Genomic DNA, 12,418 nt, shown 5'->3' on the forward strand with positions numbered 1-12,418 from the left:
GCGGACGGTGACGCGCGGACGGGGGGCGGTCTGGGCGCCCCGGCACGCGCGGCGCAGGCAGGACAATGGCGCAAAAGCGCGCCCGCGGGAAGGCCCGCAGCACCGCCGAAGACGAGAACACTCGGGCGCGCACGAAAACGGCCGGAGGGCGTGACCCTCCGGCCGTTCGGCCGCCGTATCAGCCCCGGCGGCGGGGAGTTTCGGGCCGCAGGCCGCGGCCCGGGATCAGGATCCCGTTACATCGACTGCTCGCACGCCGCGATCTCTTTCTTCAGCGCGTTCAGCACCTGCTTGCCCGGCTTGCCGGTCATCTCGACGAACTTCTCCTCAACCTGCTGCGCGGCCTTACGGAACGGCTCGCGCTGCTCGTCGGTCAGGTGGATCATCTTGGGCGCTTGGTCGGAGTTCTTGATCTTCTCCAGGCGTTCCTGGTTGTACTCGTTCTGAATCTTGAAGATCACGTCGACCATCTCCTTGACGGTCGAATCGACAAGCTGCTTACGCTCTTCGGACAGGCCGTTGTAGAAGTCGGCGTTCGCCACGACGGTGGTGGTGAACTCCTGCTGGCCGGCCCAGATCATGTACTCCTGGACCTCGTAGAACTTCATCTCCTGGATGGCGAAGATCGGGTTCACCTGGCCGTCGATCTGGCCCAGCTGCAGGCCGGAATAGACCTCGGAGTAGGGCATCGGGGTCGGGTTGGCGCCGAACGCCTCGTACGCGCTGACCAGCAGCGGCGAGGTCATCACGCGCATCTTGAAGTTCTCGAAGTCCTCCGGCGAGGTGATCTTCTTGTTCGCCGTCCAGACCATTTCACCCTCGGGATACATGGTCAGGAGCTTCAGGTTCTGGCTGGCGAATTCGTCCGACAGGCTTTCGTACAGGACCTCGCTGGAGCCCAGGATCCGCTTGGTGCACTCGTCGTTCTCGGGCAGCAGGTAGGGGATCGAGAACACCTGGATCGGCGGGATCAGCTTGCCCAGGTGACCGGGCGAGGCGTTGGCGAACTGCAGCGCGCCGTTGGCCACCAGCTCGGTCAGCTGGGTCGAGGTGCCGAGCGAGCCGTACGGGTAGATCGTGACCGTGACGTCGCCGCCGGACTTCTTCTCGATCCGCTTCTTGAATTCCTCGGCATAAGCGTCCTGGACGCTGCCGTCGACCTCCTCGAGCGCGAACTTCCACTCGGCGGCCGCGGCCGGTCCGGCCAGCATGCCGAGCGACAGCGCCGCCGCGGACACGGCACTGAGACTCCAGCGAAGGGTGCGTTTCATTGGGATAGCCTCCCTGTCCCGGTATCGGTGATTTGTTAGCCGCCCGCCAGCGAGCCGGCTTTGTTCGTAGCGTACCGGACTGCCAGGCGTGCCGCGGTCGCGCTGTGGCGACCGGTGGGCGATCGGCGGGCGGTCGTGTCGTCGCGGGGGCCGATCTGGCTCGGCTCCCAGGGCCGAACGGTCTCGCCAAGCCCGGCCCGTAGGCCCTCTCGAACCCGGTTCGGGCCGAGCGACGATGGCTCCGAGCCTAGGGCGGTCGCCAGCGATGCGCAACCCGGCAGCCGAAAACCAGCCTCGTGCGGCCGCGCATGCGCCGCGCGCGGGCCGGCCGGAGCGCTCCGGGATCCACGGTCCGCGGGCCCGTCGCTCGGGGATCCGCGGGCCCGTCGCTCGGGGATCCGCGGGCCCGTCGCTCGGGCCGTGACGCCATAAAAGCGTCATCGCAGCGTTGACAGGCCACGCGCACCCCGGGATCATCGATCCTGTGGGGGGATCTCGCTGCACCGGCTTTTCCCGATCGAACACGCTCGGCGCAGCGCCAGCCCCGCCGCACGACCGCGCCGAACCGTAAGCGCCGCGGCCTCAACCAGCGGCGCACCGACAGGGGCTTCACCGACTTCAACGCCGAGACTTGCGCCGCCTGGACGTGCCGTGGACTTCCACGCATATCCGGCTCACGCGGGGCAGGACGGCCACGTTTTGGGGGACCATGACCCAGTCGCACGGCAGCAGCCAAGCCAGCGGCGGCCCGCCTCGCCGGCCCCGCAGCGGTCCGATGGCCGCCCTTTCGGCGATCGACCGGATCTTTGAGGTCTTCGAGACGTACGTGCTCTCCTACGGCGTCATGATCATGGCGGGGGTCACCATCGCCAATGTATTCGGCCGCAACGTCTTCCAGCAGAGCCTGTATTTCGCCGAGGAGGTGAACCAGTTCCTGATCGTGCTGATCACCTGGGTCGGGCTCGGCTACGCATCGCGCAAGGGCCGGCACATCCGCATGTCGGCGGTCTACGACCAGATGAGCGAGCCGATCAAGAAGGTCATGATGATCACGATGTGCGCCGGCACGGCGGCCGTGATGTTCCTGCTGGCATACTATGCGATGAACTACATCGGCGGCCTGATCGAGCGCGGCACGGTCACCCCGGCGCTCCGGGTGCCGCTCTGGATCACCTACATCTGGGTTCCGGTCGGCTTCGTGATCACCGGCGTCCAGTACACCCTGGCGATCGTGCGCAACCTGCAGGAGGAGGAGGTGTTCATCTCCTACACCGAGGTCGACGCCTACGACGAGGGCGAGCCGACCGGGGGCCAGGGCCGATGAGCCCGCCGTACGCGTACGCCCGTACGCGCCTCGGCCCGATGGGCGCCGCACACCCCACGGCCGCGCACCCGCCGATCCCGAAAGCGAGGAGCTGACATGGGCACCGAAGGCATGGTCACGCCGCTGGTCGCGGTGATGATCGTTCTGCTCCTGCTGGGCTTCCCGATGATGATCCCGCTGACCGCGGCGGCGCTGGTCGGGTTCTTCTTCTTTTTCGGCGGCATCACCCCGGAGATCATCATTCAGCAGATGGTCGGGGGCGTGAAGCCGATCGCGCTGATCGCGGTCCCGATGTTCATCTTCGCCGCCGACATCGTGACCAAGGGCCACGCGGCCGACCGGCTGCTGGACATGGTGCTGCGGTTCGTCGGCCACCTGAGAGGCGGCTTGGCGATCACCACCGCGGCCAGCTGCACGCTGTTCGGCGCGGTCTCCGGCTCGACCCAGGCGACGGTGGTGGCGATCGGCGGGCCGCTGCGGCCGAAGATGCTGAAGGCGGGCTACAAGGACCCCTTCACGATCGCGCTGACCATCAACGCCAGCGACATCGCGCTGCTGATCCCGCCGTCGATCGGCATGATCATCTACGGCGTCGTCGCCGGCGCGTCGATCGGCGAGCTGTTCATCGCCGGCATCGGTCCGGGGCTGTTTATCCTGCTGCTGTTCAGCGTCTACTGCTGGATCGCCGCGCGCTGGCAGGGCGTGCCGACCGAGCCGAAGGCGAGCTGGGCCGACCGGCTGCTGGCGATGCGCCGGGCCCTGCTGCCGCTGGGCTTCCCGGTGATCATCGTCGGCGGCATCTACACCGGGACCTTCTCGCCGACCGAGGCGGCGGCGATCTCGGTGCTCTACGCCTTCATCCTGGAAGTCATCATCTTCCGTTCGGTGAAACTGTCGGAGATCCCGCAGATCGCCATGTCGACCGGCCTGATCACGGCGGTCGTGTTCATCCTGGTGGCCGCCGGCACGGCGTTCTCCTGGACGATCTCGTTCGCCCAGATCCCGCAAATGCTGCTGGGCGGCATCGGCATGGGCGACATGGTGCAGTGGCAGATCCTGGCGATTATCGCGATCGCGTTCTTCGTCGGCTGCATGTTCGTCGACCCGATCGTGGTGATCCTGATCATGGTGCCGCTGTTCAAGCCGTACGTCGAAATGGCCGGCATCGACCCGATCCTGGTCGGCGTGATCGTCACGCTGCAGGCCGCGATCGGCTCCGCCACACCGCCGTTCGGCTGCGACATCTTCACCGCGATCGCGGTGTTTAGACGGCCCTATCTGGAGGTGATCCGCGGCACCCCGCCGTTCATCATCATGCTGGTCGGGGTGTCGGCGCTGCTGATCGTGTTCCCGGAACTGGCGCTGTTCCTGCGCGACCTGGCGTTCGGCTACGACTGACCGGGTGACCGCCGCCCGGCGGGCCGTCGCCGGCGGCCCGCCGGGCGGCGCGCCGGGCCTTACGGCCCAGGACCAGCCCTCGAGGAGGCTTCGGCATGTTTTCCAAGATCCTGGCGGCCGTCGACGGGTCCGAGCACTCGGTCCGGGCGGTCGAGCTGTCGGCCGATCTGGCGGAGAAGTACGGCGCCGAGCTGGTGCTGCTGGCGGTGTTCAAGCCGACCCGGGTGCCGGAGTCCACGCATTCGATGGTGCGCACCACCCGCTCGCTCGAGCCGCAGCACACCGACGACGAGTTGCAGAAGATCGCCGAAGAGGTGCTGGCCGACGCCGAGCGGCACGCGCGCAAGCATACCATCCCCAAGATCGACGGCCGGGTGAAGCGCGGCCAGCCGGCGCGGACCATCGTCGCCACCGCCGAGGAGGTCGAGGCCGACGCGATCGTGCTCGGCAGCCGCGGCCTGGGCGACGTCTCCGGGCTGCTGTTGGGCAGCGTCAGCCACAAGGTCGCCAGCCTTGCCAAGTGCAACGTGATCACCGTGAAGTAGGGCGGATGCTGCGCCGCACCAGGGCGGCGCAGCATCCGCCGCCGCCGCGGCGTGCGGATCCGACGCCCACTTGCCAGGGTTTCGTGAGTGGGCTACAGGGCCTGAGTGCCGTTGCCTTGGGTTACCCGTCGAAAAGACGGCCGGACAACGGGTTCCACGTGACACCCGGCGCCCGATGCGCCGGCCGTCGGAAACCGCGGCCGGCCGGCGCCCTCCAGGGACTCCGCGACCCGTCATGCAGTTCAGTCAAGCCGAATACGACGTCCGCCTGCACGCCACCAAGACCCGGATGCAGGAGCGCGGCATCGACCTGCTGCTGGTCACCGATCCGGCCAACATGAACTATCTGACCGGCTACGATGGCTGGTCGTTCTACGTGCCGCAGGTCGTGCTGGTGCATCTGGAGGCGGCGCAGCCGATCTGGATCGGCCGCAAGATGGACGTGCGCGCGGCGGAGGTGACGACCTACCTGAAGCGCGACAACGTGATCGGCTATCCCGACGACTACGTGCAGTCGCTGATCAAGCATCCGTTCGATTTCGTCGCCGACCGGATCGTCGCCTGGGGCTGGGGCGAGCAGGTGATCGGCCTGGAGATGGACAGCTACTACTTCACCGCCACCTCGTACTTCTCCCTGCACCACCAATTGCCCAACGCCCGCTTCCAGGACGCCGCCCTGCTGGTCAACTGGGTGCGCGCGGTGAAGTCGGACTCCGAGATCGAGCTGATGCGCCGGGCCGCGCGCATCCTGGAGAAGACGATGACCACCGGCATCGACCGGGTGCAGGAAGGCACGCGCCAGTGCGACGCGGTCGCCGACATCATGCACGCCCAGGTCTCCGGCACGCCGGAGTACGGCGGCGACTACACCTCGATCGTGCCCATGCTGCCGTCGGGCGAAGGCACCTCGACCCCGCACCTGACCTGGTCGGACCAGCCGTTCAACCGCGGCGAGGCGACGATCCTGGAACTCGCCGGCTGCCACCAGCGCTATCACTGCCCGCAGGCGCGCACGGTGTTCCTGGGCCAGCCGCCGAAGAAGCTGTCGGATGCCGCCGGCTGGGTGCTGGAGGGCATGGACGCCGCGCTGGACGCGGTGACGCCCGGCGCGCTGTGCGAGGACGTCGAGCGCGCCTGGCGGGAGTGCGTCGCCAGGTACGGCCTGACCAAGGACAGCCGGATCGGCTATTCCACCGGCTGCAACTACCCGCCCGACTGGGGCGAGCACACCATGTCCCTGCGCCCCGGCGACCGCACCGAGCTGCAGGCGAACATGTGCTTCCACATGATCTTAGGGATTTGGATGGACGACTGGGGCCTGGAGATCTCCGAGACCTTCCGGGTCACCGACCAGGGCGCCGAATGCCTCGCCGACGTACCCCGGCCGCTGGTGGTGAAGGATTGAGCGACTGGCCTGACTGCCGTCACAGCAGCGGTCGGATATGGTTGAAATTTACGGCGGCCAGTCCGGCTGAATTGAGATGGTTCGCAAGACGATAGTCGTCAGTCAGTAGCAACTTGCCTCTGCTCGCTACGATTTTCGATGCGGTGTCGGCAACGTCGAAACTCACGAAAGCCGGGTCATGAATGGCGTCTGCGGAAGCGACGTAGGTCTCGTTTGCTTCCCTTATGAACCGTGCGAGGGTGAGGTCGAAAGTGCTACCTCCTTTAGGCTTGCGTCCGAGCAGGTTTGATACCTCTGTGAGTATGTTGGGCGTTATATACAGGTATAGGAAGTTTTCAAGAAACGCCTGTAGGGCTCGGTAATCGGCCACATCGTAAGTCTGGACACGTTTCTTGTGGTCAATTTCCGACTCGTCTGTTTCTCCAATGACGAGCAAAAGCAAGAGGTTGGCATCCAGCAATAAGCCTCTTGTTCGATAATTTTCGACCAAACTGTCCAAATATGGGCCCATGCTATCCCCGTTCGAGCTTTTTCATTTCTCCCGTCTGCCCATACAAAACAAATGTACGAAATTCACGCTCTGTCTGTGTTATCGTTTCAGGCAAAAGCGGCGCGCCCGATGCGCGCTTGCGCACCTGGCCAGTGTCAAATCCAAGTGTAATGCGCCACTCGTCGTCCTTGTCATTATAATCAACCTCTTCAAGCCTAAGAGCAGAAAGGCCTTTCCCCGGAGCCAGAAATTGCTCATAATCCTTTGCATATTCAAAGGCTTTTTGAATGGCTTCTTTGACTTCCATCGTCACCTTCCTGTGCTGCGGCAGCTAGAGGCTTTAGCGCTCGTGCTAAAGCGGGAAGCCTATAAGCATCTCGGCGCGGTAAAGAGTGTAGCGATAGGGATACAGAAAAGGAAACCGGACAGAGTCTGCGGCCGGGCAGCTCGTACCCCGACAAAACCGCGGAAGGTCGAAAGCATATGCCCCTCTACCACACCCGCAAGCGCGCCGAATCCTACGGTCACGAGCTGGGCGTCCTGCTGCTCGATGTCGAGCAGCCGTTCGTGCCGGGCGACGTCGGCAACGCCTCGACCTGGACGTACCCGGTGCTCTACCGCACCGTGCCGGGCTGCGACATCGCGCGGCTGATCTACCGCAACGAGCCCGAGCTCAGGGACGCGGTGGTCGAAAGCGCGAAGCACCTGGAGGCCCAGGGGGTGCGCGGGATCACCTCCAACTGCGGTTTCCTGCTGCGCCACCAGGAGGCCGCCGCGCGGGCGGTCCGGGTGCCGGTGTTCCTGTCCTCCCTGCTGCAGCTGCCGATGATGCTGTCCGCGTTCGCGCGCGGCCGCCCGATCGGCGTGATGACCGCGAGCCAGGGCAGCCTGACCCCGGAGCTCTTGCGCCTGGCCGGCGTCGATCCGGACCGAGATCCGGTCCACGCCTTCGGCATGGACCGCTACCCCGCGTTCGACGCGCCGTTCATGCAGGACAGCGGCACGGTCGACACCGACGCGCTGGAACGCGATATCTGCGAGCTCGCCCGGCACATGCACGCCGAATACCCGGACATGGGCGCGATCCTGCTGGAATGCGCCGACCTCACCCCGTACAGCCGGCCGGTGCAACAGGCGACCGGCCTGCCGGTGTTCGACTTCACCACCCTGGTCGATTTCTTCGTCGCCGCCCAGAACCGGCCGCGCTACAGCGGGCACTACTAAGCCAGCGGCACGGCCTCTTTCCCCTCTCCCTTCACGGGAGAGGAAGGGGCCCGCGGACCGCAGGTCCGTGGGAGGGTGAGGGTGGGACCCCTCGGATATAGCCGGGGATTTCCACCCTCACCTGTCCTCTCCCCTCAAGGGAGAGGGACCCGCCGATAAGCCCTGCCAAAGCGCGGCGAGGCCGTTCAGCGGCGCGTCTGGCGCATCCGGCGGCGCGGAGCGCACACTTGACCCGCGCGGGCGTTCGTAAAACTGTAGCGACCGTCGTATTGCACCTGCGAAATCGACCGCGGGGCCGGTGCCGACGGCCGCCGTCCCGCCATCGCCCATCCAGACCCCGGCAAGCGAGGGCTTCGACCGCATGGCCAAAACCACGTCCGGCTTCAAGACCTTCGGGAAGCTCCTGGTCGCCAACCGCAGCGAGATCGCCATCCGGGTGTTCCGCGCGGCGAGCGAGATGGGCATCCGGACCGTGGCGGTCTACAGCCACGAGGACCGCTTCGCCCTGCACCGCTTCAAGGCCGACGAGAGCTATCAGGTCGGGGCCGGGCAGGAGCCGGTCAGCGCCTACCTCGACATCGACGAGGTGCTGCGGATCGCCCGCGAGTCGGGCGCCGACGCGATCCACCCGGGCTACGGCTTTTTGTCGGAGAACCCGCACTTCGCGCGCGCCTGCCGGGACGCCGGGATCACCTTCATCGGCCCGCCGCCGGAGGTGATGGAGCAGTTCGGCTCCAAGATGGAGGCCCGGCACCTGGCGGAGAAGGCGCGGATCCCGGTGATGCCGGCCTCCGGCGCGCTGCCGCACGACGACGGCGAGGTGCGGGCGATCGCCGAGCAGGTTGGCTATCCGGTCATGCTGAAGGCGAGCTGGGGCGGCGGCGGCCGCGGCATGCGCGTGGTCGAGACCGGCGACCAGTTGCCCGACGAGATCGCCGCCGCCCGGCGCGAGGCCAAGGCCGCGTTCGGCAACGACGAGGTATTCCTGGAGAAGCTGGTCCGCCGGGCCCGGCACATCGAGGTGCAGGTGCTGGGCGATCACCACGGCACGGTCGTCCATCTGTGGGAGCGCGACTGTTCGCTGCAGCGCCGCCACCAGAAGGTGGTCGAGCGCGCGCCCGCCCCGGACCTGAAGCCGGAGACCCGGACCGCGCTGTGCGACGCGGCCGTCAAGCTGGCCGACACCGCCGGCTACGTGAACGCCGGCACGGTCGAGTTCCTGCTCGACGCGGAGACCGGCGAGTTCTTCTTCATCGAGGTCAACCCGCGCATCCAGGTCGAGCACACCGTGACCGAGGAGGTCACCGGGGTCGACCTGGTGAAGGCGCAGATCCGGATCGCCCAGGGGGCCAGGATCGGCGACCAGGCGGACAGCGGCGTGCCGGTGCAGGACGCCATCGAGCTGTTCGGCCACGCCATCCAGTGCCGGATCACCACCGAGGATCCGCAGAACAAGTTCATCCCGGACTACGGTCAGATCTCGGCCTACCGCGGGGCGACCGGGTTCGGCATCCGGCTGGACGGCGGCACCGCCTTCTCCGGGGCGGTGATCACGCCGTTCTATGATTCGCTCTTGGAGAAGGTGACCGCCTGGGCGCCCACGCCCGAGGAGGCGGCCAAGCGCATGGAGCGCGCGATCCGGGAGTTCCGGATCCGCGGGGTGGCGACCAACCTGCGCTTCCTGGAACAGCTGATCACCCATCCGAAGTTCCGTGGCGGCGACATCACCACCCGGTTCATCGACGAGACGCCGGAGCTGTTCGACTTCCCGCCGCGCCGCGACCGCGCCACCCGCCTGCTATCGTTCCTGGGCGACGTGCTGGTCAACGGCAACCAGGAGGTCGAGGGCCGCACCTGGCCGGGCGACTGCCCGCCGGCGCGGCTGCCGCACCTGCCCGACATCGACCCGCCGGCCGGCACCAAGCAGAAGCTGGACGAACTGGGGCCGGAGGGCTTCAGCCAGTGGATGCTGGACCAAAAACGCCTGCTGCTGACCGACACGACGATGCGCGACGCCCACCAGTCGCTGCTGGCCACGCGCTTCCGCACCTACGACCTGCTGTCGGTCGCGCCGCACTACGCCCGGCGGATGCCCGAGCTGTTCTCGCTGGAGTGCTGGGGCGGGGCGACCTTCGATGTCTCGATGCGGTTCCTGAAGGAGGATCCCTGGGACCGCCTGGCCCGGCTGCGCCAGCAGGTGCCCAACGTGCTGTTCCAGATGCTGCTGCGCGGGGCCAACGGGGTCGGCTACAAGAACTATCCGGACAACGCGGTGAAGTTCTTCGTCGAGCAGGCGGCGGACGCCGGCGTCGACGTGTTCCGCATTTTCGATTCGCTGAACTGGGTCGAGAACATGCGCCTGTCGATGGACGCGGTGCGCGAACAGGGCAAGCTGTGCGAGGCGGCGATCTGCTACGCCGGCGACCTGACCGACCCGCGGGAGGACAAGTACACCCTCAAATACTACGTCGATCTGGCCAAGGAGCTGGAGGCCGGCGGCGCCCACATCCTGGGCATCAAGGACATGGCCGGGCTGTGCAAGCCGGCGGCGGCCAAGCGCCTGGTCTCCACCCTGAAGCAGGAGGTCGGCATCCCGATCCACTTCCACACGCACGACACCAGCGGGATCGCCGCCGCCAGCATCCTGGAGGCCGCCGAGGCCGGCGTGGATGCGGCCGACGCGGCCATGGACGCGATGAGCGGCCTGACCGCGCAGCCCAACCTGGGCTCGATCGCCGCCGCCCTGCGCGGCAGCGAGCGCGACACCGGCCTGGACCGGCAGGCGCTGCTGGAAGTCTCCGACTACTGGCGCGGGGTGCGCAAGTACTACCGCCCGTTCGAGCCGGACATGCGCGCGGGCGCCTCCGAGGTCTACGAGCACGGCATGCCGGGCGGGCAGTACACCAACCTCGCCGAGCAGGCACGCGCGATGGGGCTGGAAGCGCACTGGCCGGAAGTCGCCAAGACCTACGCCCAGGTCAACGAGATGTTCGGCAACATCGTCAAGGTGACCCCGACCTCCAAGGTCGTCGGCGACATGGCGCTCTACATGGTCTCCAACGGCCTGACCAAGCAGGACGTGCTGGACCCGCAGAAGGAGATCGCCTTCCCGAACTCGGTCAAGGAGTTCTTCCGCGGCGAGATCGGCCAGCCGGTGGGCGGCTTCCCGAAGGAACTCCAGAAGAAAGTGCTTGGCGACGAGGAACCGCTGACCGAGCGCCCGGGCGCGGTGCTGCCGGCGGCCGACCTGGACGCCGAGCGCAAGGAGCTGGAGAAGAAGGCCCGGCGCAAGCCGGACGATCGGCTGCTCGCCTCCTACCTGATGTATCCGGCCGTCACGCTCGACTACATCAAGCACGAGCGGACCTATTCGGACGTCTCCCGCGTGCCCACCCCGCAGTTCTTCTACGGCCCCAACGTCGGCGAGGAGTTCGCGATCGAGATCGAGGAGGGCAAGCGGCTGATCGTGAACTACCTGACCACCAGCCAGGCCGACCAGGAAGGCCGGCGCACGGTGTTCTTCGAACTGAACGGCCAGCCGCGCACGGTGACCGTTCAGGACCGCAGCGTCGCCGCCAAGGGGCGGGCGAACAAGAAGGCGGACGAAAGCGACCCGGGCCAGATCGGCGCGCCGATGCCGGGCATGCTGGTCGGCATCTCGGTGCAGCCCGGCCAAAAGGTCGAGACCGGCGACCGGCTGTTCACGATCGAGGCGATGAAGATGGAAACCGCCGTCTACGCCCAGACCGACGGCAAGGTCGCCGAGATCGTCCTCCAACCCGGCACCCGGGTCGAGCAGCACGACCTGGTGGTCCAGATGGAGACGTAAGGATAGGGGCGGTCGGCGGATCGGGACAGAGCTTCATCCCCTCTCCCGTCACGGAGACTTTCGCGCAGCTCGCCAAACGCGCGTATGAGGTCCTTCGACACGGACGCCTTCGGCGTCCTACTCAGGATGAAGTTGTAGGTTTGTCAGACGCTTACATACACCTTCATGCTGAGTAGCCAGCCGCAGGCTGGCGTGTCGAAGCACCCCACACGAATGTTCGTGCCCGCGTGCAAAAGTCTCCTTAACGGGAGAGGGACCCGCCGATACACCGTGCTTAAAGGCGGCCCGACGGGTTTAGAACGTCGGCAGCCACTCCAGCAGCACCGCGGCCTGGGCGGCGGTGTGGGCGAAGGTCTCCGGCGGGGTGATGCGCACACCCTGGTAGGCGATGCCGCCGACCAGGGCGGCGATCAGCACGGCGAACGCGCCGGCCTCGACCCGGCGGTCGGCGGGCGTCGAGGGCCGCGGGAAGGCGAGGGCGTTGGGGCGTTCCGGCGTGCCGAACAGGATCGCGCGGGCGCGCAGTTCGGCCAGCCGGGCGTGGTCGGCGAGGAACACGCGCTCGCCGGTCATCCGGCGTTCGCGGGCGATCTCGACAGCCTTGGCCTCCAGCGCCGCGACCCGGCTGTCGGCGGTGGTCCCGTCGACCTCCAGCAGGTCGCCCAGGCCGCCGAGCGTGACGTCGTCGCCCGCCAGCGACAGCGCGGCGAGCGTCTCGAGTTCGGTGTCCGTGAAGCGGGTCTCGTCGATCGCCATGACTTCCCTCCCGTGGCCTGCGGCCGGTCCTGTGTGCCTGAAACGGATTTAAGCACAGTTTCGGCCGCTGACCACAGTGGTCCGGTGTCGCGGCGGGGCGCTCAGCCGGGCCGCAGCGTCGGCGCCGCGGCCGGGCCGTCGTCGGCGCGCGCGGCCCAGTCAGCCGCGGCGTGCGC

At 67.1% G+C, this 12,418-nt stretch carries 10 protein-coding genes; 6 read left to right on the forward strand and 4 right to left on the reverse strand.

What is annotated here, in order from left to right; all coding sequences use genetic code 11:
- Positions 1-236: 236 nt before the first annotated feature.
- On the reverse strand, positions 237-1,271 hold the full coding sequence (locus CKO28_RS23700; RefSeq protein ID WP_200343366.1) for a TRAP transporter substrate-binding protein: 1,035 nt from the start codon (positions 1,269-1,271) through the stop codon (positions 237-239).
- Positions 1,272-2,046: 775 nt separating this feature from the next.
- Between CKO28_RS23700 and CKO28_RS23705 the strand changes: the two genes are divergently transcribed.
- From CKO28_RS23705 to CKO28_RS23720, 4 genes are all read left to right on the forward strand, one after another.
- Positions 2,047-2,595 carry a TRAP transporter small permease gene (locus tag CKO28_RS23705; RefSeq protein WP_242480779.1) on the forward strand — a complete coding sequence of 183 codons (549 nt, stop codon included), beginning with the start codon at positions 2,047-2,049 and terminating at the stop codon, positions 2,593-2,595.
- 96 nt (positions 2,596-2,691) lie between these two features.
- Positions 2,692-3,993 carry a TRAP transporter large permease gene (locus tag CKO28_RS23710; protein ID WP_437127653.1) on the forward strand — a complete coding sequence of 434 codons (1,302 nt, stop codon included), beginning with the start codon at positions 2,692-2,694 and terminating at the stop codon, positions 3,991-3,993.
- A 95-nt stretch (positions 3,994-4,088) separates the two neighbouring features.
- A complete protein-coding gene (locus CKO28_RS23715; RefSeq protein WP_200343368.1) occupies positions 4,089-4,538 on the forward strand; it encodes a universal stress protein in 450 nt (149 codons plus the stop codon).
- Between the two features lie 235 nt (positions 4,539-4,773).
- Entirely contained in the window at positions 4,774-5,943 is a 1,170-nt protein-coding gene (locus tag CKO28_RS23720; protein WP_200343369.1) for a M24 family metallopeptidase, read from the forward strand.
- A 19-nt stretch (positions 5,944-5,962) separates the two neighbouring features.
- Here CKO28_RS23720 and CKO28_RS23725 read toward each other — a convergent pair whose 3' ends face one another.
- A complete protein-coding gene (locus CKO28_RS23725; protein ID WP_200343370.1) occupies positions 5,963-6,403 on the reverse strand; it encodes a PIN domain-containing protein in 441 nt (146 codons plus the stop codon).
- A 52-nt stretch (positions 6,404-6,455) separates the two neighbouring features.
- The gene (locus CKO28_RS23730; RefSeq protein WP_200343371.1) at positions 6,456-6,740 is read right to left on the reverse strand and encodes a hypothetical protein; all 285 of its coding nucleotides are present in this window, start codon (positions 6,738-6,740) and stop codon (positions 6,456-6,458) included.
- 176 nt (positions 6,741-6,916) lie between these two features.
- On the opposite strand from CKO28_RS23730, the gene CKO28_RS23735 reads away from it, so the two are divergent.
- Together CKO28_RS23735 and CKO28_RS23740 are read left to right on the forward strand one after the other, a co-directional pair.
- The gene (locus tag CKO28_RS23735) at positions 6,917-7,657 is read left to right on the forward strand and encodes an aspartate/glutamate racemase family protein (RefSeq protein ID WP_200343372.1); all 741 of its coding nucleotides are present in this window, start codon (positions 6,917-6,919) and stop codon (positions 7,655-7,657) included.
- A 361-nt stretch (positions 7,658-8,018) separates the two neighbouring features.
- Complete coding sequence (locus tag CKO28_RS23740) at positions 8,019-11,486, forward strand: pyruvate carboxylase (RefSeq protein ID WP_200343373.1); 3,468 nt, start codon at positions 8,019-8,021, stop codon at positions 11,484-11,486.
- A 294-nt stretch (positions 11,487-11,780) separates the two neighbouring features.
- On the opposite strand, the gene CKO28_RS23745 is transcribed toward CKO28_RS23740, so the two are convergent.
- Positions 11,781-12,242 carry a hypothetical protein gene (locus CKO28_RS23745; RefSeq protein ID WP_200343374.1) on the reverse strand — a complete coding sequence of 154 codons (462 nt, stop codon included), beginning with the start codon at positions 12,240-12,242 and terminating at the stop codon, positions 11,781-11,783.
- Positions 12,243-12,418: the final 176 nt, after the last annotated feature.

Source organism: Rhodovibrio sodomensis (assembly GCF_016583645.1).
Lineage (GTDB): Bacteria > Pseudomonadota > Alphaproteobacteria > Kiloniellales > Rhodovibrionaceae > Rhodovibrio > Rhodovibrio sodomensis.

Bases quoted from the DNA above. Each gene is read 5' to 3' on its own strand.
- CKO28_RS23700 (WP_200343366.1), bottom strand. From the start codon at position 1,271: ATGAAACGCACCCTTCGCTGGAGTCTCAGTGCCGTGTCCGCGGCGGCG.
- CKO28_RS23705 (WP_242480779.1), top strand. From the start codon at position 2,047: ATGGCCGCCCTTTCGGCGATCGACCGGATCTTTGAGGTCTTCGAGACG.
- CKO28_RS23710 (WP_437127653.1), top strand. From the start codon at position 2,692: ATGGGCACCGAAGGCATGGTCACGCCGCTGGTCGCGGTGATGATCGTT.
- CKO28_RS23715 (WP_200343368.1), top strand. From the start codon at position 4,089: ATGTTTTCCAAGATCCTGGCGGCCGTCGACGGGTCCGAGCACTCGGTC.
- CKO28_RS23720 (WP_200343369.1), top strand. From the start codon at position 4,774: ATGCAGTTCAGTCAAGCCGAATACGACGTCCGCCTGCACGCCACCAAG.
- CKO28_RS23730 (WP_200343371.1), bottom strand. From the start codon at position 6,740: ATGGAAGTCAAAGAAGCCATTCAAAAAGCCTTTGAATATGCAAAGGAT.
- CKO28_RS23735 (WP_200343372.1), top strand. From the start codon at position 6,917: ATGCCCCTCTACCACACCCGCAAGCGCGCCGAATCCTACGGTCACGAG.
- CKO28_RS23740 (WP_200343373.1), top strand. From the start codon at position 8,019: ATGGCCAAAACCACGTCCGGCTTCAAGACCTTCGGGAAGCTCCTGGTC.
- CKO28_RS23745 (WP_200343374.1), bottom strand. From the start codon at position 12,242: ATGGCGATCGACGAGACCCGCTTCACGGACACCGAACTCGAGACGCTC.